Source organism: Klebsiella sp. MS 92-3 (assembly GCF_000195655.1).
Lineage (GTDB): Bacteria > Pseudomonadota > Gammaproteobacteria > Enterobacterales > Enterobacteriaceae > Klebsiella > Klebsiella pneumoniae.
In genome coordinates, this window is record NZ_GL882806.1 from 42,229 (window position 1) to 66,471 (window position 24,243).

Genomic DNA, 24,243 nt, shown 5'->3' on the forward strand with positions numbered 1-24,243 from the left:
GGGTTTTTTTTTTATGCTTTAACCCGCCGAATATAGTCGCCGAAAGCGGTCAGTTGGCCGCGCAGATGGTCGAGGGTGCTTTGATCGACCACTTCACCCGCCTGCGGATCCACTTTGTTCTGGATGACGCCGCCCATAAATTCCGGTTTATTCATTACCATCGCATCAAGGAAGACCAGAATCTGCCGCAGATGATACTGGCAGCGCGCACCGCCGATGGCGCCCATTGAGCTGGTCTGAATCAGTACCGGTTTGCCGGACAGCGGCTGCTCGGGCAGGCGTGACAGCCAGTCGATGGCGTTTTTCAGGCCGCCAGGCACGGAATAGTTATATTCTGGAGTGACTATCACTACCCCATCCGCCTCGCGGATCTGTTGCGCAATCTCCTGCACGCGCTGCGGAAAACCTTCTTCCTCCTGCATATCAGCATCGTACAGCGGGATATCACCGATCGACGGCAGCGCGGAGATATCCATGCCCGCTGGCGCGATGCCGGGCAGGGTGCGCGCGACCATTCCATTAAACGACCCTTTACGCAGGCTGCCGAGTAACGTAACCACTTTCAAGGTATCTGACATGATTGCTCCTTTGGATCATGATGCCGGCAAGACCGGTCAATTGAGGGATAAGGTTTTTTCCATGGGTAAGCTGGTAAAGCGCATCAGGCGGGCTGACGGTTCGCGTGCGCGCTGCTGCGCATCTGCCAGGCTGCGCCAGTCACCTCCCTTAGCATCATATTCCCAGACCTTCAGCGAGCCGATGTTCGGGGTAGCGGCAATGGACCATACCAGCAGCGATTCGGCGTCACATACCGCTTCGATTGGCTGACTGCCGGCGGTGCGCAGGCGGCCAGAGCCGGGCAGCAGCTGCAGCTGCGTTGATGCTTCGCCGGTCAGCTTTAGCACGCTGCGGCGCAGCGCTACCAGCTGGCTGCGCGCTTCGTCCGGGTCATGCTGTATGTTAATCCACAGATTCTCATTGTTGCTGAAATTGTGCCGGTCGGCGTCGTGGCTGCGGACAGTGCGCTGCAGTTCCATGTCGAGGCCACAATCCCCCTCGGTGGTGAGGGCAACACCAACGATATTGCCAGTATAAGCGATCGAAAAGCGGGGCAGTTGGCGATCGCTAAAAACCGGTCGGCCATTCGCTTCGTTGATGATTTCAGGCAGCTCGCTGATGCCGTAAAGCATAAACAGCAGCTCGGCAAGCAGCGAGCGCGACGCGCAAAAGCGAGCCTGGCGATATGTCGGGAGAAGACGTGCGGATTGATGACAGGCCGCTGACAAACGTGTCGATAGCGGCTCCCCGGTACTGAGTATCCCTCTTGCAAAATGCGTTGCCATACGTCGCTCCGTGAGTAATGGTCTGGATAAAACTGCGGGCGCTATTATCGCCTGGTATTAACAGGTTTTAATGCCGAAATCCCCCATTGAAAAGGGAATTTGTTTGAATTTTACAAATTCTTGCGCAAATAAGGTGCTATGGGCACGAAACAAGGCTTAAAGCGTACCGGAATAGAGCGCTTTCAGCGTATCTCTAAGCCAGACAAGCTTCGGGTTGTAGCTGTTGCGCTTATGCCATAGCAGGGTGAAGGGAACGCGCAGCTTTTCCAGATGCTGCGCCTCCAGGGGGAGCGGCCGGGAGACGAGCGGCAGCTGGTGCTGCTGATTATAGTGCTGACAGTAGCGCGGCGCGGTGGCCAGCATGGTGTGCTGCGGCTGAGCGGCCATAAAAAGTGATTGCTCAAACCCCGGCACGGTCAGCGCCACGTTACGCTTATACCCCAGCTCCTGCAGCACGTCGTCCAGGGCCCAGGTATCGCGTTGTTCCCAGCAGATAGTGATATGCGGATAGCGTAAGAATGCCGCCAGATCCCACTCTTCCCTGAGCGCCGGATGATCGGCGCGCAGCCAGACCTGCGGCAGGGCGGGGAACAGCACCTCAAAATCGATATACCACGGCAGCAGGCTCAGCAGCTCACGCGACTGCGGATGGCTTTCGCGTCCGCAGAAGCCGATATCCACCTCACCGCGGATGATGGCGTCCAGGGAGTCGTAGTCCCAGTTGCGCAAACGAATCAATGCCTGCGGATAGCGCTGATAGATGCGCTGAGAGAGGGTGTTAAACAGGATCATCAGCAGCGGCGTTTCCGCCGCCAGTTCGAATTTGAGGCCGCTGGGCATGGTATGGTGCGGTTTATCGAGGATTTGGTTGCCCATCTGCATCCAGTCCGCCAGATCCTGCTCCATGCTGCTGACCAGCGGCGTGGGCGCCAGGCCCAGCGGGGTTTTCACAAACAGCGGATCGTCAAACCAGGCGCGCAGTTTGGCCAGCGACTTGCTCACCGCTGACGGCGAAACGTTCATCCGCTTCGCCGTACGGGTAACGCTGAGCTCCTGGGTCAGGAGCTGCAGGCAGAGGAGTAAATTAAGATCAAGACTCGACAGCGGCTTCTTCATCGTATTGCGCAACCCGCGGCGGGGTGACGACCAGTAACAAAACAAGGCTCACTATGCTACAGGCAATGAGTATCCCGATCAGCATATTCATTGCGCTGAGTCCGATGATGGCGGCGAGCCAAATCCACAGCGATGAACCGCACACCTGCGCGATGCCGAGGACCGAGCTGGCGACGCCCGCGCGCAGCGTGAACGGCCCCAGCGCCTGGCTCATCGCGACGCCGAACCCAACGGAGAAGCCGGCGCAAATCATGCCCAGCCCGATCAGGGTGACGGCCTGGCGAGTCGCGAGGCTCAGCGTCACGCCTGCCGCCAGAAACAGCACCTGTGAGGTCAGCATTAAGGTGCGGGGATTAAACAGCGACAGGGCGAACGGCGTTGAGAAGGAGACCGCCATGCTGATCATCGCCATCAGAGCCATCGCCATTGAGTAAGTTCCCCGGTCGAACCCCATCTCTTCCATCATTAGTACCGGCGAGACGTTAACGTAGGTCAGGATCACCGTCACGCTGAGGGTGGTAATGAGTAAGCGGCTGAGGAAAAAGCGGTTCAACAGCGATTCGCCAGCGTCATGCTGCGGTGACGCTGCCTGCGGAGGCGCCGTCGGCCGCGTTTCACGCAGGATAAAGACCGACAGCACAGCGACCATGACGCCCATGCCGGTCATCGTGTAGAACAGGCTCTGCCACGGATATTTCAGCATAATCAGGTGGCCAAGCACCGGCGCCAGGACGGGGATAATGCAGGTGATGCCGTTGAGCAACGACAGCACCTTGGCGCGGCGACGGTCGTCCAGCGTATCGCGCAGGATAGCGAAAGCCACCACGTAGCAGCTGCCGGCGCCGATCCCCTGGATAAAGCGTCCGATGAGGAAGTGGCTGCTGGTATGCGCCTGGGCGCAGAGCAGGGAGGCGATAACAAAGATCGCTGCACCTACAATAGCGACAGGCTTACGCCCCGAGCGGTCGGCGATGCGGCCAGCAAACAGCATCGCGGAGGCCATACCGGCCAGATAGACCGAGAAGGCGATATGTAATTGCGCCTCGCTGGCCCCCAGGTCCTGAGCAATACGCGGCAGGCCGACCAGATACATATCGATGCCGGAGGGGTAGAGCAGAACCAGGGCAAAGCTGCAGAGAAGAAAGCGTGTCATGGGATCCTCGCGATGTGAATGGCGTTCAGCATAGTGAGGAACGCGCCGTAAGACGAGTTGCCATTTGGACAACGCTCTTTTCCTGGCAGGAAATGCGAGCTAACGACTGCGGGTTCGCCAGACGCGGGCCATCCCCTCGCTCTCCGGGCGAACGCTTTCGAAGCCGAACTTCGCGTACAGTTCCGGCACATCCGCCACCAGCGTAACGTAGGCGCCATCAAAGGCGTTAGCGTCCAGCCAGGCGACCAGCTTCTCCATCACCAGCCGGCCAAGGCCTTTTCCCTGGTGAGCCGGATCGACGGCGACGTCGACAATATCGAAATTAATCGCTCCGTCGCCGACGATGCGTCCCATCGCGATCGGCGTCTCCTGCCAGAGGATATGTACGCCATAACAGCTATGCGGCAGTCCGGCTCTGGCGCCTTCCAGGGGGCGCGGCGACATGCCGGCGGCTACCCGCAGGTGGCAAAACGCTTCGGCGGAGGGCACCTTCTCGATCACGGTATATTCAACGGTCATGTTTTAGTCTCGCGGCAGAGGGGGAGATAAAAGTAGAGAACGTTGCGCCGCAAAGGGCAAGAAAAAACCCGCATTAACGCGGCGTTAATGCGGGTGAGTGAACGTTTACGGACTAAACGTTATTTGCCGATACAGAAGCTGGAGAAGATGCGGCCCAGCAGATCGTCGGAAGTGAACTCCCCGGTGATCTCGCTCAGCGCCTGCTGCGCGAGGCGCAGCTCTTCCGCCAGCAGCTCGCCGGCCCAGGCGCCCAGCAGCTGGGCTTTGCCCTGCTGCAGATGGTTCGCCGCCTCTTCCAGGGCCTGCAGGTGACGGCGGCGGGCGAGGAAGCCGCCTTCCATATTGGTATCGAAGCCCATGCTCTGCTTGAGGTGGTTACGTAGCACCTCCACGCCTTCGCCGGTACGTGCCGACAGGCGAATAAGTGAGTGGCCATTTACTTCGCTGATACCGAGCGCTTCGCCGGTGACATCGGCTTTATTGCGCACCACGGTAATCGGCAATTTAGCGGGCAGGCGCTCGATAAAGTCTGGCCAGATCTCCGCCGGGTCAACGGCGCCGGTGGTGGTGCCATCGACCATAAACAGCACCCGATCGGCCTGGGCAATCTCCTGCCAGGCGCGCTCGATGCCGATACGTTCCACTTCGTCATTAGCATCGCGCAGGCCTGCGGTATCGATGATATGCAGCGGCATGCCGTCGATATGGATATGCTCGCGTAGCACGTCGCGGGTGGTACCGGCGATATCGGTGACGATCGCCGCTTCGCGGCCCGCCAGGGCGTTCAGCAGGCTTGATTTACCGGCATTTGGCCGCCCGGCGATCACCACTTTCATCCCTTCGCGCAGCAGGCTGCCCTGACGAGCTTCCGCGCGGACGGCGTCGAGATCGGCCATCACCTCGTTCAGCTGGGCTTCAATTTTGCCGTCGGAGAGGAAATCGATTTCTTCATCCGGGAAGTCAATGGCCGCTTCCACGTAGATGCGCAGGTGAGTGAGCGCTTCCACAAGATGATTCACCCGCGCGGAGAACGCCCCCTGCAGCGAATTCAGCGCCGAGCGCGCCGCCTGCTCTGAACTGGCGTCGATAAGGTCGGCGATGGCCTCTGCCTGCGCCAGATCGAGCTTGTCGTTGAGGAACGCGCGCTCGGAAAACTCACCCGGCCTGGCGATGCGCAGGCCCGGCAGGGTCAGAATACGTTTAAGCAGCAGGTCGAGAATGACCGGGCCGCCGTGGCCCTGCAGCTCAAGCACATCTTCCCCGGTAAAGGAGTTCGGCCCGGGGAACCACAGCGCAATCCCCTGATCCAGCGGGGTACCGTCAACGTCGTTGAACGGCAGGTAGTCGGCATAGCGCGGCTTCGGCAGCTTGCCCAGCACCGCCTGCGCGACGTCGCGCGCCTTAAGGCCGGAGATACGCAGGATGCCCACACCCCCGCGTCCCGGAGGGGTTGCCTGGGCGACGATAGTGTCGTTATGGCTCATGGTGACTCTCTATGTAGATGTAAAAAAGGCGGTCCATTGACCGCCTTCTCTGGCATTAACGCTACCGTAGATACTCGAAATAATTCAAGTTGCAGAAAGGCGGCAAGTTAGTGAGGCCCCAGGAGCTTACTGTAGTAAGTGACTGGGGCGAACTAATGAAGCCAACGCATCTGCGGCTTGAAGAATGAAGAGTATCAGGATTTCTTCTTCTCGCGGCTATGCAGGCCACGTTTCTCCAGACCACGGTAAATCAGCTGCTGCTGAATAATGGTGACCAGGTTGCTGACGATGTAGTACACCACCAGGCCAGACGGGAACCACAGGAAGAACACCGTGAAGATGACCGGCATAAAGGTCATGATCTTCTGCTGCATCGGGTCGGTCACGGTGGTCGGCGACATCTTCTGGATGAAGAACATGGTCGCGCCCATGATGATCGGCAGGATGTAGTACGGGTCCTGAGCAGACAGGTCGTGGATCCACAGGATAAACGGCGCATGACGCAGTTCAACCGAGGCGCTCAGCATGTAATACAGCGCAAGGAAGATCGGCATCTGAATAATCAGCGGGAAGCAGCCGCCCAGCGGGTTTACTTTTTCCGCTTTATACAGCGCCATCATCTCCTGGCTTTGACGTTGTTTATCGTCGCCCAGACGCTCACGCATGGCCTGAATCTTCGGCTGCAGCATGCGCATCTTCGCCATGGAGGTGTACTGCGCTTTGGTCAGCGGGTACATGATGCCACGAACGATAAAGGTGATAACGATGATCGAGAAGCCCCAGTTGCCGAGGAAGCTGTGGATGAATTTCAGCAGCTTGAACAGCGGTTGGGAGATGAACCACAGCCAGCCGTAGTCGACGGTCAGATCCAGGTGCGGCGCAACGGCAGCCATTTTGTCCTGAATAGCCGGGCCGACCCACAGCGTGCTCTGCAGTTTGTCGGTCTGGCCTGGCTGCACCAGTACCGGCTGCGATTTGTAGCCAATAGCGACAACGCCGTTGCCGAGGTTGGCGGTGTAGAAGTTATTCGTCCCGTTATTCCGCGGCACCCATGCGGTGGTGAAGTACTGCTGCAGCATGGCAACCCAACCGTTTTTGGTGCTGACGTTCAGGTTTTCGTTATCCAGAATGGTATCGAATTTATATTTCTCGTATTTCGAATCCGCAGTGGAGAACGCGGCGCCACGGAAAGTATGCATCGTGGACAGGCCACCGGTCTGCGTATCGCGACTGGTCGGCAGCGCAGCGGTCTGCTTCAGCTGACCGAAGGTTGAGACTTCCAGAGGCTTCTCGCTGGCATTCTGCACGCTGTAACCCACGTTCACCGCATAGCCACCGCGCTTCAGGGTGAAGGTTTTGGTGAAGACGTTGCCGGCTTTGTCAGTGTAGGTCAGCGGGATAACGAGCTCATCCTGGCCATCGGCCAGCACAAACGCCTCTTTATCGACGTTGTACAGCGGACGCGGGCCGTTTGCCGGGTTATCCGGGCCGTCACGGCCGGTTAAGCCGCTCTGCGCCTGGTAGACAAACTGCGGCGTGGTTTCCAGTAACTGGAACGGTTCGGTCGATTTCAGCGTTTTTGGATACGCCAGAAGCAGCGCCTGCTCAATATCGCCACCGTTGGTGTTGATAGTCAGCTCAAGCACGTCGGTTTTAACCGTAATCAGTTTCCCCTGGCCACTGGCCGGTACGCCCTGGTCGGCGGCGCTACCCGCTGCTGTGGTCGTAGTCTGCGTGGTCTGCTGCTGGGGCTGCGGATTTTTGTCCTGCTCCCAGGCTTGCCAGATCATGAAAGACACGAACAACAAAGCGATGATAAGAAGATTGCGTTGCGAATCCATCGTTAGTGTTCTCTGGTATCAAATGGTCCAGGCGGGACGGGATCGTCACCACCAGGGTGTAAAGGGTGGCATTTTAATACGCGTTTCATCGTCAACCAACTGCCTTTTATCACTCCAAACCTGCGTAAGGCCTCAATTCCGTATTGAGAACAGGTTGGGGTGAAACGACAATGCGGCCCGAGTAGCGGACTAATCAGGCGCTGATAAACTCGAATCAGGCCGATCAGGACCCGCGAGCCAGGCGACAATGGCGGCGCCATAATTTTTCCAACGCTTCCGAGAGAGCACGGTTATCGAGGTCGGCAACCCCTCTTTTCGCCACCACCACGAAATCCATTGGCGGGAGTTCATGTTGACGCAAACGAAAACTTTCACGCGTCAGACGTTTAATCCGATTGCGTTCATGTGCGCGTTTCACGTTTTTCTTGGCGACGGTGAGACCGATGCGGGGATGCCCCAGCGAATTCAGGCGGCCGAGGATGGTGATTTGCGGCGTGCCAGCCCGTTGTGGCTGCTGGAAGACGAAAGTGAAATGACTGGGAGTTAACAAGCGTAACTCCCTGGGAAATGCGAGCTTAACCACGCAGGGTTAGCTTTATTACTTGGAAACGGTCAGACGAGCGCGGCCTTTAGCACGACGACGTGCCAGAACCTGACGACCATTTTTAGTAGCCATACGAGCACGGAAGCCGTGAGAACGGTTGCGCTTCAGTACAGACGGTTGAAAAGTGCGTTTCATGGCGATTTCTACCTAAACTTGAATAAATTCACTGACTTTTGCGTAGACCCGAACGAACTTCGAACGACTTACGCCTCAGCGTGGGTGATTAAAGAGGCCGGATTGTAATAATTGTACACTCCGGAGTCAATTCTCTTTCCTTATTTCTCGCACCTCGTCGCACAAAAAATAAGCTGAGACGCGTGACGAAAACGGGCATTACGCGCCGGGTGGGGGATTATACGGCCTGGCCAGTAAAGCGCAAGGATCCACAAGGATCTTTATTAGATCGTTTCCGCCCAAAAGCGGCATAGCTCATTAATTTTTCCAATATGCGGCGGAAATCGTGCTTCACTCCCCGCAGGATCGATTACACTTACCCGGTTTCGATCCTTCCTGTGGATAAATCGGGAAGAATCTGTTGAGAAACACAAGATCTCTTTCTCAGTTTAGGCTATGATCCCCGGTCCCGATCGCGATCCCCGGATCCGCAGCGGGTAATAACCGCAGATAGCGGTTCGCACGTCACCCCTTTTGTGCAGGGGCTTTTCGGCTAATGCAGGGTCTTGTCGACGTGTGCCAACAATCACGATTGTTTCAGTTTTTCTTTAATATCGATTTTATGTTCGAGTGGAGTCCGCCGTGTCACTTTCGCTTTGGCAGCAGTGTCTTGCCCGATTGCAGGATGAGTTACCAGCCACAGAATTCAGCATGTGGATCCGCCCATTGCAGGCGGAACTGAGCGATAACACGCTGGCACTGTATGCGCCAAACCGTTTTGTGCTCGACTGGGTAAGGGACAAATACCTCAATAATATCAATGGACTCCTCAATGATTTTTGCGGTGCGGACGCCCCGCAGCTGCGTTTTGAGGTGGGCGCTAAGCCCGCCAGCTCGCTGCAGAAAGGGGCGGTAAGCCCGGCTGCGGCGGCCATTCCGGCGGCGCAGGTGCAGACCGCGCGCGCGGCGCCGACGATCGTGCGCCCTGGCTGGGATAATGTCCCGGCGCCGGCGGAGCCGACCTACCGCTCTAACGTTAACGTGAAACACACGTTTGATAACTTCGTCGAAGGTAAATCTAACCAGCTGGCCCGCGCGGCGGCGCGTCAGGTGGCGGATAACCCGGGCGGCGCCTACAACCCCCTGTTCCTCTATGGCGGGACGGGTCTGGGTAAAACTCACCTGCTGCACGCGGTGGGGAACGGCATTGTGGCGCGTAAGCCGAACGCGAAAGTGGTCTATATGCACTCCGAGCGTTTCGTTCAGGACATGGTTAAAGCGCTGCAGAACAACGCCATCGAAGAGTTTAAGCGTTACTACCGCTCCGTTGACGCCCTGCTGATCGATGACATTCAGTTCTTTGCCAATAAAGAACGATCCCAGGAAGAGTTTTTCCACACCTTCAATGCGCTTCTGGAAGGTAATCAGCAGATCATCCTGACGTCGGATCGTTATCCAAAAGAGATCAACGGCGTTGAGGATCGTCTAAAATCCCGCTTCGGCTGGGGGCTGACGGTGGCGATCGAGCCGCCGGAGCTGGAAACCCGCGTCGCGATCCTGATGAAAAAAGCCGACGAGAACGACATCCGCCTGCCGGGCGAAGTGGCGTTCTTTATTGCCAAGCGTCTGCGCTCGAACGTGCGTGAGCTGGAGGGGGCGCTGAACCGCGTTATCGCCAACGCCAACTTCACCGGCCGGGCGATCACCATCGATTTCGTGCGCGAAGCGCTGCGCGATCTGCTGGCGCTGCAGGAAAAACTGGTCACCATCGACAATATTCAAAAGACGGTGGCGGAGTACTACAAGATTAAGGTAGCGGACCTGCTGTCCAAACGCCGCTCCCGTTCGGTGGCGCGTCCTCGCCAGATGGCGATGGCGCTGGCCAAAGAGCTGACCAACCACAGCCTGCCGGAAATCGGCGATGCGTTTGGCGGCCGAGACCATACCACCGTGCTGCACGCCTGCCGCAAGATTGAGCAGCTGCGTGAAGAAAGCCACGACATTAAAGAAGATTTTTCCAATTTAATCAGAACATTATCCTCGTGACGCTATGAAATTTACCGTAGAACGTGAACATTTATTAAAACCGCTGCAACAGGTGAGCGGTCCGTTAGGTGGTCGTCCGACGCTGCCCATTCTCGGTAACCTGCTGCTTCAGGTCGCGGACGGCGCGCTGTCGCTGACCGGTACCGATCTTGAAATGGAGATGGTGGCGCGCGTGGCGCTGGTTCAGCCGCACGAAGCGGGCGCAACGACCGTTCCGGCACGGAAATTCTTTGATATCTGCCGCGGCCTGCCGGAAGGCGCGGAGATCGCGGTTCAGTTGGAAGGCGATCGCATGCTGGTGCGTTCCGGCCGCAGCCGCTTCTCGCTGTCGACCCTGCCCGCCGCCGATTTCCCGAATCTGGATGACTGGCAGAGTGAAGTGGAGTTTACCCTGCCGCAGGCGACCATGAAGCGTCTGATCGAAGCCACCCAGTTCTCGATGGCGCACCAGGATGTTCGTTACTACTTAAACGGCATGCTGTTTGAAACCGAAGGCAGCGAACTGCGCACGGTGGCCACCGATGGTCACCGCCTGGCGGTCTGTTCGATGCCGCTGGAAGCGTCGCTGCCGAACCATTCGGTGATCGTGCCGCGTAAAGGGGTGATTGAGCTGATGCGGATGCTCGACGGCGGCGATACCCCGCTGCGCGTGCAGATAGGCAGCAACAATATCCGCGCCCACGTTGGCGATTTTATCTTCACCTCTAAGCTGGTTGATGGCCGTTTCCCGGATTATCGCCGCGTATTGCCGAAAAATCCGGATAAACACCTCGAAGCGGGCTGCGATATTCTGAAGCAGGCTTTTGCGCGCGCGGCGATTCTCTCCAACGAGAAATTCCGCGGTGTGCGGCTGTACGTTAGCGAAAACCAGCTGAAAATCACCGCCAATAACCCGGAACAGGAAGAAGCGGAAGAGATTCTGGATGTGACCTACGCCGGAACGGAGATGGAGATTGGCTTCAACGTTAGCTATGTGCTGGATGTGCTGAATGCGCTGAAGTGCGAGAATGTACGCATTCTGCTGACGGATTCGGTGTCGAGCGTGCAGATTGAGGATGCGGCCTCTCAATCCGCAGCCTATGTCGTCATGCCTATGAGATTGTAGTGGAAAATATCGGGCTATCTTACTTGCCATTTTCAACCTGGGCTGTGCTCGCCCCTGTCACGTACTTTGTGTACGCTCCAGGGTCTGCGCGCAGTCCGCGTTGAAACTGGCTGCGCCGATAACGCCCTGGCCCAAAGAACGCTGATATGTCACTGACGCGCTTGCTCATCAAAGACTTCCGCAATATTGAAAGCGCGGATCTCGCTTTATCTCCCGGCTTTAACTTCCTGGTTGGCGCGAACGGCAGCGGCAAAACCAGCGTGCTGGAAGCTATCTACACGCTTGGCCACGGCCGGGCATTTCGCAGTTTGCAAATTGGCCGAGTGATCCGCCACGAGCAGGATGCGTTTGTTCTGCATGGCCGTCTGCAGGGTGAAGAGCGGGAAACCGCCATCGGCCTGACCAAAGACAAACAGGGCGACAGCAAGGTGCGTATCGACGGCACCGACGGCCACAAAGTGGCGGAGCTGGCGCACCTGATGCCGATGCAGCTGATTACGCCGGAGGGGTTTACTTTACTCAACGGCGGCCCCAAATACAGAAGAGCATTCCTTGACTGGGGATGCTTTCATAACGAAGCCGGATTCTTCACCGCCTGGAGCAATCTGAAGCGCCTGGTCAAGCAGCGCAACGCCGCGCTGCGTCAGGTCAGCCGCTATGCCCAGCTGCGGCCTTGGGATCTGGAATTAATCCCGCTGGCGGAGCAGATCAGCCGCTGGCGTGCCGAATACAGCGCCGCTATCGTCGAAGACATGGCGGATACCTGTCAGCAATTTTTACCGGAATTCACGCTCACCTTCTCTTTCCAGCGCGGCTGGGAAAAAGAGACCGACTACGCGGAGGTGTTGGAGCGGAATTTCGAGCGCGACAGAATGTTAACCTACACCGCCCACGGCCCGCATAAAGCGGATTTTCGCATTCGCGCCGACGGGGCGCCGGTGGAAGATACCTTGTCGCGCGGGCAGCTTAAGCTGCTGATGTGCGCCCTGCGTCTGGCGCAAGGAGAGTTCCTCACCCGCGTCAGCGGGCGGCGCTGCCTGTACCTGATAGATGATTTTGCCTCGGAACTTGATGATGCCCGCCGCGGTCTGTTATCCAGCCGCCTGAAAGCGACGCAGTCGCAGGTTTTCGTCAGCGCGATCAGCGCTGAACACGTTATGGACATGTCGGACAAAAATTCGAAGATGTTCCGCGTGGAAAAAGGTAAAATAACGGATTAACCCAAGATTAAATGAGCGAGAAACGTTGATGTCGAATTCTTATGACTCCTCCAGTATCAAAGTCCTGAAAGGGCTGGATGCGGTGCGTAAGCGCCCGGGTATGTATATCGGCGACACGGATGACGGCACCGGTCTGCACCACATGGTATTCGAGGTTGTGGATAACGCTATCGACGAAGCGCTCGCGGGTTACTGCAAAGATATCGTTGTCACCATCCACAGCGATAACTCCGTCTCCGTCCAGGATGACGGCCGCGGCATCCCGACCGGCATTCACCCGGAAGAGGGCGTCTCCGCAGCGGAAGTTATCATGACCGTCCTGCACGCTGGCGGTAAATTCGATGATAACTCCTATAAAGTTTCCGGCGGTCTGCACGGCGTAGGCGTCTCGGTGGTTAACGCCCTGTCGCAGAAGCTGGAGCTGGTTATCCAGCGCGATAACAAAGTTCACAAGCAGATGTACGAACACGGTGTGCCGCAGGCACCGCTGGCCGTGACTGGCGAAACCGACAAAACCGGCACCATGGTGCGTTTCTGGCCAAGCCTGGAAACCTTCACCAATGTCACCGAATTTGAATATGACATCCTGGCGAAACGCCTGCGCGAGCTGTCGTTCCTGAACTCCGGCGTCTCTATCCGCCTGCGCGATAAGCGCGACGGCAAAGAAGACCATTTCCACTACGAAGGCGGCATCAAGGCGTTCGTTGAGTATCTCAACAAGAACAAAACGCCGATCCACCCGAATATTTTCTATTTCTCCACCGAAAAAGACGGTATCGGCGTGGAAGTGGCCCTGCAGTGGAACGACGGCTTCCAGGAAAACATCTACTGCTTTACCAACAACATTCCGCAGCGTGACGGCGGTACTCACCTCGCCGGCTTCCGCGCGGCGATGACCCGTACTCTTAACGCCTATATGGACAAAGAGGGCTATAGCAAAAAAGCGAAAGTCAGCGCCACCGGCGACGATGCGCGTGAAGGCCTGATTGCCGTGGTATCCGTGAAGGTGCCGGATCCGAAATTCTCCTCGCAGACCAAAGACAAGCTGGTCTCCTCCGAGGTGAAATCGGCGGTGGAGCAGCAGATGAACGAACTGCTGAGCGAATACCTGCTGGAAAATCCATCCGATGCGAAAATCGTGGTCGGCAAAATTATTGACGCCGCGCGCGCCCGTGAGGCCGCACGTCGCGCTCGTGAGATGACTCGTCGTAAAGGCGCGCTGGATCTGGCAGGCCTGCCGGGCAAACTGGCGGATTGCCAGGAGCGCGACCCGGCGCTGTCCGAACTGTACCTGGTGGAAGGGGACTCCGCGGGCGGCTCTGCTAAACAGGGTCGTAACCGCAAGAACCAGGCGATCCTGCCGCTGAAGGGTAAAATCCTTAACGTTGAGAAAGCCCGCTTCGATAAAATGCTCTCTTCCCAGGAAGTGGCGACGCTGATCACCGCGCTGGGCTGCGGTATCGGTCGCGATGAGTACAATCCGGATAAACTGCGTTATCACAGCATCATCATCATGACCGATGCGGACGTCGACGGCTCGCACATTCGTACCCTGCTGTTGACCTTCTTCTATCGTCAGATGCCGGAGATCGTTGAGCGCGGCCACGTCTACATTGCCCAGCCGCCGCTGTACAAAGTGAAGAAAGGCAAGCAGGAACAGTACATTAAAGACGACGAAGCGATGGATCAGTATCAGATCTCCATCGCGCTCGACGGTGCGACCCTGCACACCAACGCCAATGCGCCGGCGCTGGCGGGCGAACCGCTGGAAAAACTGGTTGCCGAGTTCAATGCCACCCAGAAAATGATTGGCCGCATGGAGCGCCGCTTCCCGAAAGCGCTGCTGAAAGAGCTTATCTATCAGCCGACCCTGACCGAGGCCGACCTGGCGGACGAGCAGAAGGTGACCCGCTGGGTGAACACCCTGGTCTCCGAGCTGAACGAGAAAGAACAGCACGGCAGCCAGTGGAAATTCGATCTCCACGAGAACAAAGAACTGCAGCATTTTGAGCCGGTTATTCGCGTACGTACCCACGGCGTGGATACCGACTATCCGCTGGATAACGAGTTCATTATGGGGCCGGAATATCGTCGTATTTGTGCCCTGGGCGAGAAACTGCGCGGCCTGATGGAAGAAGATGCTTACATCGAGCGCGGCGAACGTCGTCAGCCGGTAGCCAGCTTCGAGCAGGCTCTGGACTGGCTGGTGAAAGAGTCCCGTCGCGGTCTCTCCATCCAGCGCTATAAAGGTCTGGGCGAGATGAACCCGGATCAGCTGTGGGAAACCACCATGGATCCGGACAGCCGTCGCATGCTGCGCGTGACCGTCAAGGATGCCATCGCTGCCGATCAGCTGTTCACCACCCTGATGGGTGATGCCGTTGAGCCGCGTCGCGCGTTTATCGAAGAGAATGCCCTGAAAGCGGCGAATATCGATATTTAAGCCGCATGTTTCCCGGTAACGAGTTTTACCGGGGCAACAGGATGTATAAGCCCGGTCGCATCGCGCGATCGGGCTTTTCTTTTGCCGCTAAAAGAGGAATCCGCTGCTGCGGTTCCATCCCCCTTTCTGGCCGACACTTTTACTGTTTTTTGAGCGGAATCGCGTTAGCATGAGGGGAGACTCATCTTACCCGGGGACCCTATGGCTATTAAACTGATTGCAATCGATATGGACGGCACGCTGCTGCTGCCCGACCATACCATCTCTCCAGCGGTGAAAGCCGCCATCGCCGCGGCGCGCGAGCGCGGTGTTAACGTGGTGCTGACCACCGGTCGCCCTTACGCTGGCGTCCACAGCTATTTGAAAGAGCTGCATATGGAGCAGCCGGGTGATTACTGCATTACCTACAATGGCGCGCTGGTGCAGAAGGCTGGTGACGGAAGCACCGTCGCGCAAACCGCGCTGAGCTATGACGACTATCGCTTCCTTGAGCAGCTCTCCCGCGAGGTCGGCTCCCACTTCCATGCGCTGGATCGCAATACGCTATATACCGCGAACCGCGATATCAGCTACTACACCGTCCACGAATCCTATGTGGCAACCATTCCGCTGGTGTTCTGCGAAGCGGAGAAAATGGATCCTGAGATCCAGCTGCTGAAAGTGATGATGATTGATGAGCCGGCAATCCTCGACCAGGCCATCGCCCGTATTCCGGCGGAAGTGAAAGAGAAGTACACCGTGCTGAAAAGTGCGCCTTACTTCCTCGAAATACTGGATAAACGCGTCAATAAAGGCACTGGCGTGAAGTCGCTGGCCGATGCGCTGGGCATCAAGCCGGAAGAGATTATGGCGATTGGCGATCAGGAAAATGATATCGCGATGATTGAATTTGCCGGCCTCGGCGTGGCAATGGATAACGCCATTCCTGCGGTCAAAGAAGCGGCGAACTTCATCACCAAATCGAACCTTGAAGATGGCGTTGCCTTCGCCATTGAAAAATACGTTTTAGCGTAAACTTCTTTCCGGCCCGGCGTTCGCCGGGTCTGTCTTCTCTTTTTTCATGAACAGATGTTAATCCGCATTTAAATCCCTCAATCCTTGCAGGGGATTCTATAAGCTACCCGCCCTCTTTTTAGCAACTCAGAACTAACATCATACTTTTCATGAATATATACCACCGTTTGATGTTGGTTACGCTGCCATTCGCCTCTGTTCAGATTTGCGCGGCCGCGGAACCAACGGCGCCGCTCGAACCGGCGTATGCCTATCACGGCGCAGAGCCCGCGGATCTGCCGGCGCCAGAAAGTCGCCAGCCTGCGGCCGCAGCATCGTCCTCGCTACTCCCTTTGCTAGGCGATGAGGCCAGAAAGCGCGGCTACGTCCTGCCGTTGCCGTTTGGCGTCAGCATTAACTATATGGATATGCGGCAGAATATTAATGTCGACAGCATAAACTTCACCGGGCTGTCGCTGGATGGCCGCAATATCGATTGCGGTAAGGATCCTGTCTGCAAGCACGCCGTGAATAACATTTTCGCTAATGGGCCGGTCTCGCTGGATAACGCTTTCCAGATTGGCGTTGGTCATACGCGGGAAAGCAGCAAAACCGAGACGCTCAAGCTGGATGCCTGGCTGCTACCGTTTATGAACGTTTATGGCCTGGTGGGGCACACCGAAGGGCATTCAATTTCGCAGATAGCTGTCGGCCTGAAGGGACCGAACGGTAAAGTGGTGCCCCTGCCGGGGATGCAGGATCTCGACTTTCGTCTCGATTTTAAAGGTACTACCTACGGGATGGGCACCACCCTGGTGGGCGGCGTCGGCAATTGGTTTACCGTGCTGGACGCCAACTACACGCAAACGCGCTTTGATATCCTCGACGGCAGCATCGATGCGCTTACCTTTTCGCCGCGCGTTGGCTATCGTTTCAGTACGCCATCGGTCGATGCGCTGCATCTCCCCGCCGGAAAGCTAAATCTGTGGGTTGGCAGCATGTATCAGGATGTGCAGCAGGAGTTTAAAGGCAGCCTCAGCGATCTCTCGATGCCGTCGCCGATGCTGCAGAATATGGTTAATCTGGCCAACCAGGACAATAACGGTCGCTTCGATGTGAAGCAGCATCTGCAGTCGCCATGGAACGTTCTGGTGGGCGCGCAATACGAGCTGACGCAGAATTTTAATATTACTACCGAGTTTGGCTTTGCCGAACGTAACAGTTTCTTTATTGCCGGCGAGTATCGCTTTTGAGCCGACTGTTTATCACTTTTCTGCTGCTGATGGCCTGCCCGACAGGCAGCCAGGCCGAGGCGCTCAGCCGCGAGAAAATCGACGGCTGGCTGCAGCATCTCGGCGCCAGCGATAAGTTCGACGCCAGCAAAGGCATCGACTGGGGCGTGATGCCCGGTCCGTTCTATACGCCGGAACTAGGGTTGGGCATTGGCACCGCTGTCGTCGGCCTGTATCGTCCCGACCCGCAGGATACCACCAGCCAGAACTCGACCCTGACGCTCAGCGGCTACGCCAGCTCTACCGGCGCCTTTGGCCTCAGCGTGAAAAACTACACCTTTTTCGATCGTGATCTGTGGCGCGTTTTTGTCGACGGGTCGATAGCCAATACGCCCACTTATTATTGGGGGCAGGGTTTTCATGCCGGAGATAAAGACAATGAAAAAGAGAAGTATACCGCCCAGGTACTGACCCTGCGACCCACACTTTATCGGCAGCTTATCGATCATGTTTATCTCGGGGCGGGATGGTCGCTGGCGGCGCAGAATGCCGATGAGATGGACCATGACGATCGGCCGAAGATAGAAAACACTCCGCAGGGGCCGTCGGTATTCAGCTCCGGCGCCAGCATCGATATCAACTGGGACGATCGCGACTTTGTCCCTAACCCGCGCCGGGGTCAGTATGCCAACCTCCGCTATACCCACTATGCGCCCGGATTAGGTAGCGATACCCGCTTTGAGGAATTTCAGCTGCACTATAGCCATTATCATGCCCTGAGCGAGAAAAGCGTGCTCGCCTGGGAGGCCGATGGCGCCTTCACCCAGGGCGAGGTACCGTGGAGCATGATGCCGCTGCTCGGCAGCGATGAACGGATGCGCGGCTACTACCAGGGGCGCTACCGGGATAAAAACGTCGTCAGCGGTCAGCTGGAATATCGCCGGCAGCTCACCTGGCGGCACGGGATTGTCGCCTGGGCAGGAGCGGGAACCATGGGGCCCTCACTGTCGTCGCTGAATAATGGCCGCTGGCTGCCTTCGGCGGGCGTTGGCTACCGCTTTGAATTCAAACCTCGCGTTAATGTTCGCCTCGACTACGGTATCGGCAATGGCAGCAGCGGCTTTTACTTCCAGGTCGGCGAAGCGTTTTAACGCCTCCTCCCCTTAATTTTCTCTCTTATCGCCTCTTGTCAGGGCCGCTGCGCTTTAATTTTCATGAATTGTTCTTTTTGTGATCCAAATTGTAGTACAACACAATAATGTTGTACTACATTACGCTCATGTTGATAACGTACAGCATCACGTTAGTAGTACAAACATGAGGCGAAATTCAGCAGCGACGGTAAAGTAGAGCAGTACACATAGAGCACAAGGACTCTCCATGACTCTCAATAAGACCGATCGCATTGTGATCTCGCTGGGCAAACAGATCGTCAGCGGTAAATACGTCCCGGGTTCGGCGCTTCCGGCCGAAGCGGAACTCTGTGAGGAGTTTGAAACCTCGCGCAACATCATTCGTGAAGTGTTTCGTTCCCTGATGGCGAAGCGGCTGATTGAAATGAAGCGCTATCGCGGCGCGTTTGTCGCTCCCAGAAACCAGTGGAACTACCTCGACACCGAGGTGCTGCAGTGGGTACTGGAAAATGACTATGACCCGCGTCTTATCAGCGCGATGAGTGAAGTGCGCAACCTGGTTGAACCCGCCATCGCGCGTTGGGCGGCGGAACGCGCCACCTCAAGCGATCTGGCGGAAATCGAGTCGGCGCTCAATGACATGATCGCCAACAACCAAAACCGGGATGCCTTTAACGAAGCGGATATTCGCTACCACGAGGCGGTGCTGCAGTCAGTACATAACCCGGTTTTGCAGCAGCTTAGCGTGGCGATCAGTTCGCTGCAGCGGGCGGTATTTGAACGGACCTGGATGGGCGATGAAGGCAACATGCCGAAAACCCTCCAGGAACATAAAGCGCTATTTGACGCCATTCGGCATCAGGATAGCGACGCGGCGGAGCAGGCGGCGTTGACGATGATCGCCAGCTCGACACGAAGGCTTAAGGAAATCACATGACGGCTCGCTACATCGCAATAGATTGGGGATCGACGAATTTACGCGCCTGGCTTTATCAGGGCGAAGAATGCCTGGAAAGCAGGCAATCTGAAGCAGGCGTAACGCGCCTGAATGGTCGCTCTCCCGCTGCGGTGTTAGCGGAAATCACACAGCACTGGCGCGATGGCGCCACACCGGTGGTGATGGCAGGGATGGTCGGCAGCAACGTGGGCTGGAAAATCGCCCCTTATTTGCCGCTTCCTGCCGCTTTCTCGGATATTGGCCAGCAGTTAACTGCCGTTGGCGACAATATCTGGATAATTCCCGGCCTTTGCGTTTCCCGTGACGATAACCATAACGTCATGCGTGGGGAAGAAACGCAGCTGCTGGGCGCACGCGCCTTAGCCCCTTCGTCTGTCTACGTGATGCCGGGAACCCACTGCAAGTGGGTACTGGCCGATCGCCGGCAAATTCACGATTTTCGTACTGTTTTGACCGGTGAATTGCATCATCTGTTGCTTCAGCACTCGCTGGTGGGCGCCGGCTTACCGCCGCAGGAAACGTCCGCTGCCGCATTCGCGGCAGGTCTGCAGCGCGGTATCAACAACCCCGCCGTCCTGCCGCAGCTGTTTGAAGTTCGCGCTTCGCACGTGCTGGGCGCGCTGCCTCGCGAGCAGGTTAGCGAATTTCTTTCCGGCCTGCTGATTGGCGCTGAAGTTGCCACCCTCAGCGACACATTCGCCGGACATCAGGCGATCGGTCTCGTCGCTGGGTCATCGTTAACATCCCGCTATCAGCAGGCATTCGCCGCCATTGGCCGCGAAGTCAGCGCGGTTGCGGGCGATACGGCATTTCAGACAGGAATAAGGAGCATCGCTTATGCAGTGGCAAACTAACCTTCCACTTATCGCTATCCTGCGCGGTATTACGCCAGACGAGGCGCTGGCTCACGTTGGCGCCGTTATCGACGCCGGTTTCGACGCGGTCGAAATCCCGCTGAACTCGCCGCAGTGGGAGAAAAGTATTCCGCAGGTCGTCGACGCTTACGGCGAGCAGGCGCTTATCGGCGCGGGCACTGTGCTGCAACCGGAGCAGGTCGACAGGCTGGCGGCCATGGGCTGTCGGCTGATTGTGACGCCAAACATTCAACCGGAAGTGATCCGGCGAGCGGTGGGTTACGGCATGACCGTGTGTCCAGGCTGCGCCACCGCCAGCGAAGCCTTCAGCGCCTTGGATGCCGGTGCGCAGGCGCTAAAAATTTTCCCGTCATCGGCTTTTGGCCCGGATTACATCAAGGCGTTGAAAGCCGTGCTTCCGCCCGAGGTTCCGGTCTTTGCCGTTGGCGGCGTGACGCCGGAAAACCTGGCGCAGTGGATTAATGCCGGCTGTGTTGGGGCAGGATTGGGTAGCGATCTCTATCGTGCCGGCCAGCCGGTTGAACGTACCGCGCAGCAGGCAGCCGCATTCGTAAAAGCGTATCGAGAGGCAGTGAAATGAAAATAACCAATATCACCACGTACCGTTTACCTCCGCGTTGGATGTTCCTGAAGATTGAAACCGATGAAGGCATCGTCGGCTGGGGCGAACCGGTGATTGAAGGGCGCGCCCGTACGGTGGAGGCAGCCGTTCATGAATTTGGCGATTACCTGATTGGTCAGGATCCGGCGCGGATTAATGACCTGTGGCAGGTAATGTACCGCGGCGGCTTTTATCGCGGCGGCCCGATTATGATGAGCGCCATCGCCGGTATTGATCAGGCGCTATGGGATATTAAAGGTAAGGTCCTGAATGCCCCAGTGTGGCAACTGATGGGCGGGCTGGTGCGCGACAAAATTAAAGCCTACAGCTGGGTGGGCGGCGACCGCCCCGCCGAAGTGATTGACGGGATTAAGAAGCTGCGCGGCATTGGTTTTGACACCTTTAAATTAAACGGCTGCGAAGAGATGGGTATCATTGATAATTCCCGCGCGGTTGATGCCGCGGTGAATACCGTGGCGCAAATCCGCGAAGCGTTTGGCAATGAAATTGAGTTTGGTCTCGATTTTCACGGCCGCGTTAGCGCGCCGATGGCTAAGGTATTAATTAAAGAGCTGGAGCCATATCGCCCATTATTTATTGAGGAGCCGGTATTAGCCGAGCAGGCGGAATATTATCCGCGGCTGGCGGCGCAAACCCATATTCCCATTGCCGCCGGCGAACGTATGTTTTCGCGCTTTGAATTTAAACGGGTCCTGGAAGCGGGCGGGGTGGCTATTTTACAACCCGATCTGTCGCACGCAGGCGGTATTACCGAATGCTATAAAATTGCCGGCATGGCGGAAGCCTATGACGTTGGGCTGGCGCCGCACTGTCCGCTGGGGCCGATCGCGCTGGCAGCCTGTCTGCACGTTGATTTCGTTTCGCATAACGCGGTCTTCCAGGAGCAGAGCATGGGGATCCATTACAACAAAGGCGCCGAACTGCTTGATTTTGTGAAAAACAAAGAAGATTTCAATATGGAAGGCGGCTTCTTTAAACCTCTGATGAAGCCGGGGCTGGGCGTGGAAATTGATGAGGCCCGCGTGATTGAGTTAAGTAAAAACGCGCCGGACTGGCGAAATCCGTTGTGGCGGTATGAGGATGGATCTGTCGCCGAATGGTAAATGCGCGTCATACTTCGCACTGGTGATGCGTTGGCTGCATTTTCTTACCCTGGTCACATACTATTGTATGCTCCCAGGGATGCGAAAATTTGCCGCCTTTCCCCAGCACGAATTATTTAGCGCATCGCAACATAGTTATTAATAAAAAACAAAAACACCCTCTGTAAATTACCGGGCATGGTGAGCGGCTTCGCTATGCCCAAAATCTGGAGACAGATTGCGATGGATATTTCAGTTACCGCTGTAAAAACCGGGCGTCGCCGTTATCTGACGCTCATCATGATCTTTATTACCGTGGTTATTTGTTATGTTGACCGTGCCAACCTCGCCGTCGCCTCGGCGCATATTCAGGAGGAGTTTGGTATTAGCAAAGCGGAAATGGGCTACGTATTTTCCGCCTTTGCCTGGCTGTATACCCTCTGCCAGATCCCTGGCGGTTGGTTCCTTGACCGCGTGGGATCCAGGCTTACCTACTTTATCGCTATATTTGGCTGGTCGGTGGCGACGTTGCTACAAGGCTTCGCCACCGGTTTAATGTCGCTTATCGGTTTACGCGCCATTACCGGGATCTTCGAAGCGCCAGCCTTCCCGACCAATAACCGCATGGTGACCAGCTGGTTCCCGGAGCACGAACGCGCCTCTGCCGTTGGGTTTTATACCTCGGGGCAATTTGTTGGCCTGGCCTTCCTCACGCCGCTACTAATCTGGATCCAGGAGCTATTGAGCTGGCACTGGGTATTTATCGTTACCGGCGGTATCGGCATTATCTGGTCGCTGATCTGGTTTAAGGTTTATCAACCGCCGCGTCTGACCAAAAGCATCAGTAAAGCCGAACTCGACTATATCCGCGACGGCGGCGGCCTGGTGGATGGCGATGCGCCGGTGAAGAAAGAGGCGCGTCAACCGTTATCGAAAGCGGACTGGAAGCTGGTTTTTCACCGCAAGCTGGTTGGCGTTTACCTTGGACAGTTCGCGGTAACCTCGACGCTGTGGTTCTTCCTGACCTGGTTTCCGAACTACTTAACCCAGGAAAAAGGCATCACCGCGCTGAAGGCCGGCTTTATGACCACGGTGCCCTTCCTCGCCGCGTTTTTTGGCGTCCTGCTGTCTGGTTGGCTGGCGGATAAGCTGGTGAAAAAAGGCTACTCGCTGGGCGTGGCGCGCAAAACGCCGATCATCTGTGGACTGTTGATCTCCACCTGCATCATGGGGGCAAACTACACCAACGACCCCATCTGGATCATGGCGCTGATGGCGCTGGCGTTCTTCGGTAACGGTTTTGCGTCTATCACCTGGTCGCTGGTCTCCTCCCTGGCGCCGATGCGCCTGATCGGCCTGACCGGCGGGGTGTTTAACTTTGTTGGCGGCCTGGGCGGCATCACCGTCCCGCTGGTGATTGGCTATCTGGCGCAGGATTACGGCTTTGGCCCGGCGCTGGTTTATATCTCCGTGGTGGCGTTAATAGGCGCGCTGTCTTATATCCTGCTGGTCGGCGATGTGAAACGTGTAGGCTAATTTTTTGCGATACGCTACCCTGATGCGTAAGTCTCGCATCAGGGTATCGTCATGAAACAAGTCACTTTTGCTCCCCGTCATCACCAGCTTACCAATATTAATACCTGGACTCCCGACAGCCAGTGGCTGGTATTCGACGTTCGTCCGTCCGGCGCATCGTTTACCGGCGAAACCATTGAGCGAGTGAACGTAAACAGCGGTACTGTGGAGACCATTTATCGTGCCACGCAGGGCGCGCACGTGGGCGTGGTAACCGTGCATCCAACCCAGGAGCGCTATGTGTTTATTCATGGCCCCGAGCGGCCGGATGCGCAGTGGCAGTATGATTTTCATCATCGCCGCGGGGTGGTGGCCTTTCAGGGGGCTGTCGAGAATCTGGACGCCATGGACATTACCCCCCCCTACACGCCCGGCGCGCTGCGCGGCGGCAGCCACGTCCATGTCTATAGCCCCAACGGTCAGTTTGTCAGTTTTACCTACAACGATCACGTGCTGCACGAGCGCGATCCGGCGCTGGATCTGCGCAACGTCGGCGTGGCGGCGCCCTATGGACCGGTGACGCCGCAGGGACAGCATCCGCGCGAATATGGCGGCAGCCACTGGTGCGTGCTGGTAAGCCGCACGACGCCGGCACCCGCGCCGGGCAGCGATGAGATTAATCGCGCCTATGAGGAGGGCTGGGTCGGGAACCATACTCTGGCGTTTATTGGCGATACGCTGGCGGAAAATGGCGATAAAGTGCCTGAGCTGTTTATTGTCGATCTGCCGCAGGATGAAGCCGGCTGGAAGCAGCCTGGCGGGGCGCCGCTGGCCGGTACCGCAAC

Annotated in this window: 23 protein-coding genes; 13 read left to right on the forward strand and 10 right to left on the reverse strand. The window is 57.0% G+C overall.

The window, feature by feature from the left end; translation table 11 throughout:
* Positions 1 to 11: 11 nt before the first annotated feature.
* From HMPREF9538_RS14410 to rpmH, 10 genes are all read right to left on the reverse strand, one after another.
* Positions 12 to 578 (reverse strand): NADPH-dependent FMN reductase, encoded by a 567-nt coding sequence (locus HMPREF9538_RS14410; protein ID WP_004151543.1) that lies wholly within the window; start codon positions 576 to 578, stop codon positions 12 to 14.
* A gap of 36 nt (positions 579 to 614) precedes the next feature.
* The gene (locus tag HMPREF9538_RS0127620; protein ID WP_004145098.1) at positions 615 to 1,190 is read right to left on the reverse strand and encodes a 4'-phosphopantetheinyl transferase family protein; all 576 of its coding nucleotides are present in this window, start codon (positions 1,188 to 1,190) and stop codon (positions 615 to 617) included.
* 309 nt (positions 1,191 to 1,499) lie between these two features.
* On the reverse strand, positions 1,500 to 2,459 hold the full coding sequence (gene yidZ, locus HMPREF9538_RS14405) for an HTH-type transcriptional regulator YidZ (RefSeq protein WP_009485040.1): 960 nt from the start codon (positions 2,457 to 2,459) through the stop codon (positions 1,500 to 1,502).
* The gene (locus tag HMPREF9538_RS14400) at positions 2,434 to 3,612 is read right to left on the reverse strand and encodes an MFS transporter (protein ID WP_004151540.1); all 1,179 of its coding nucleotides are present in this window, start codon (positions 3,610 to 3,612) and stop codon (positions 2,434 to 2,436) included. The genes yidZ and HMPREF9538_RS14400 overlap by 26 nt, the downstream gene beginning before the upstream one ends.
* Positions 3,613 to 3,711: 99 nt before the next feature.
* Positions 3,712 to 4,131 carry a GNAT family N-acetyltransferase gene (locus HMPREF9538_RS14395; protein ID WP_004151539.1) on the reverse strand — a complete coding sequence of 140 codons (420 nt, stop codon included), beginning with the start codon at positions 4,129 to 4,131 and terminating at the stop codon, positions 3,712 to 3,714.
* A gap of 119 nt (positions 4,132 to 4,250) precedes the next feature.
* Positions 4,251 to 5,615 carry a tRNA uridine-5-carboxymethylaminomethyl(34) synthesis GTPase MnmE gene (gene mnmE / locus HMPREF9538_RS14390; protein ID WP_004151538.1) on the reverse strand — a complete coding sequence of 455 codons (1,365 nt, stop codon included), beginning with the start codon at positions 5,613 to 5,615 and terminating at the stop codon, positions 4,251 to 4,253.
* A gap of 194 nt (positions 5,616 to 5,809) precedes the next feature.
* Positions 5,810 to 7,456 (reverse strand): membrane protein insertase YidC, encoded by a 1,647-nt coding sequence (gene yidC, locus HMPREF9538_RS14385; RefSeq protein WP_004150295.1) that lies wholly within the window; start codon positions 7,454 to 7,456, stop codon positions 5,810 to 5,812.
* Between the two features lie 2 nt (positions 7,457 to 7,458).
* A complete protein-coding gene (yidD, locus tag HMPREF9538_RS0127625; RefSeq protein ID WP_004151536.1) occupies positions 7,459 to 7,716 on the reverse strand; it encodes a membrane protein insertion efficiency factor YidD in 258 nt (85 codons plus the stop codon).
* The gene (rnpA, locus tag HMPREF9538_RS29895) at positions 7,680 to 8,039 is read right to left on the reverse strand and encodes a ribonuclease P protein component (protein WP_004151535.1); all 360 of its coding nucleotides are present in this window, start codon (positions 8,037 to 8,039) and stop codon (positions 7,680 to 7,682) included. Before rnpA ends, yidD begins: the two co-directional genes overlap by 37 nt.
* Positions 8,040 to 8,054: 15 nt before the next feature.
* A complete protein-coding gene (rpmH, locus tag HMPREF9538_RS0127635; RefSeq protein WP_000831330.1) occupies positions 8,055 to 8,195 on the reverse strand; it encodes a 50S ribosomal protein L34 in 141 nt (46 codons plus the stop codon).
* Between the two features lie 621 nt (positions 8,196 to 8,816).
* Between rpmH and dnaA the strand changes: the two genes are divergently transcribed.
* The 13 genes from dnaA to HMPREF9538_RS29905 form a co-directional block, all read left to right on the forward strand.
* Positions 8,817 to 10,220 (forward strand): chromosomal replication initiator protein DnaA, encoded by a 1,404-nt coding sequence (gene dnaA, locus HMPREF9538_RS14380; RefSeq protein WP_004151534.1) that lies wholly within the window; start codon positions 8,817 to 8,819, stop codon positions 10,218 to 10,220.
* A gap of 4 nt (positions 10,221 to 10,224) precedes the next feature.
* A complete protein-coding gene (gene dnaN / locus HMPREF9538_RS14375; protein ID WP_004145090.1) occupies positions 10,225 to 11,325 on the forward strand; it encodes a DNA polymerase III subunit beta in 1,101 nt (366 codons plus the stop codon).
* A 146-nt stretch (positions 11,326 to 11,471) separates the two neighbouring features.
* Positions 11,472 to 12,545, forward strand: a complete 1,074-nt coding sequence (recF, locus tag HMPREF9538_RS14370; RefSeq protein WP_004151532.1) for a DNA replication/repair protein RecF — start codon at positions 11,472 to 11,474, stop codon at positions 12,543 to 12,545.
* Positions 12,546 to 12,573: 28 nt separating this feature from the next.
* Positions 12,574 to 14,988 (forward strand): DNA topoisomerase (ATP-hydrolyzing) subunit B, encoded by a 2,415-nt coding sequence (gyrB, locus tag HMPREF9538_RS14365; protein WP_004173845.1) that lies wholly within the window; start codon positions 12,574 to 12,576, stop codon positions 14,986 to 14,988.
* A 201-nt stretch (positions 14,989 to 15,189) separates the two neighbouring features.
* Positions 15,190 to 16,002, forward strand: a complete 813-nt coding sequence (gene yidA / locus HMPREF9538_RS14360; RefSeq protein WP_009485043.1) for a sugar-phosphatase — start codon at positions 15,190 to 15,192, stop codon at positions 16,000 to 16,002.
* A gap of 149 nt (positions 16,003 to 16,151) precedes the next feature.
* Positions 16,152 to 17,234, forward strand: a complete 1,083-nt coding sequence (locus HMPREF9538_RS14355) for a hypothetical protein (protein ID WP_009485044.1) — start codon at positions 16,152 to 16,154, stop codon at positions 17,232 to 17,234.
* Positions 17,231 to 18,364 carry a BamA/TamA family outer membrane protein gene (locus tag HMPREF9538_RS14350; protein WP_004901578.1) on the forward strand — a complete coding sequence of 378 codons (1,134 nt, stop codon included), beginning with the start codon at positions 17,231 to 17,233 and terminating at the stop codon, positions 18,362 to 18,364. The genes HMPREF9538_RS14355 and HMPREF9538_RS14350 overlap by 4 nt, the downstream gene beginning before the upstream one ends.
* A gap of 229 nt (positions 18,365 to 18,593) precedes the next feature.
* A complete protein-coding gene (gene dgoR, locus HMPREF9538_RS14345) occupies positions 18,594 to 19,283 on the forward strand; it encodes a D-galactonate utilization transcriptional regulator DgoR (protein ID WP_004145084.1) in 690 nt (229 codons plus the stop codon).
* Positions 19,280 to 20,158 carry a 2-dehydro-3-deoxygalactonokinase gene (locus HMPREF9538_RS14340; protein WP_009485045.1) on the forward strand — a complete coding sequence of 293 codons (879 nt, stop codon included), beginning with the start codon at positions 19,280 to 19,282 and terminating at the stop codon, positions 20,156 to 20,158. Before dgoR ends, HMPREF9538_RS14340 begins: the two co-directional genes overlap by 4 nt.
* Positions 20,142 to 20,759: a 2-dehydro-3-deoxy-6-phosphogalactonate aldolase gene (locus HMPREF9538_RS14335; RefSeq protein WP_004181595.1), complete on the forward strand. Its 618-nt coding sequence runs from the start codon at positions 20,142 to 20,144 to the stop codon at positions 20,757 to 20,759. Before HMPREF9538_RS14340 ends, HMPREF9538_RS14335 begins: the two co-directional genes overlap by 17 nt.
* Complete coding sequence (dgoD, locus tag HMPREF9538_RS14330) at positions 20,756 to 21,904, forward strand: galactonate dehydratase (RefSeq protein ID WP_004150286.1); 1,149 nt, start codon at positions 20,756 to 20,758, stop codon at positions 21,902 to 21,904. Before HMPREF9538_RS14335 ends, dgoD begins: the two co-directional genes overlap by 4 nt.
* Positions 21,905 to 22,081: 177 nt before the next feature.
* Positions 22,082 to 23,419 carry an MFS transporter gene (locus HMPREF9538_RS14325; RefSeq protein ID WP_004150285.1) on the forward strand — a complete coding sequence of 446 codons (1,338 nt, stop codon included), beginning with the start codon at positions 22,082 to 22,084 and terminating at the stop codon, positions 23,417 to 23,419.
* Between the two features lie 51 nt (positions 23,420 to 23,470).
* Positions 23,471 to 24,243 (forward strand): DUF3748 domain-containing protein (locus tag HMPREF9538_RS29905; RefSeq protein WP_009485047.1); only part of this gene is annotated, 773 nt, incomplete at its 3' end.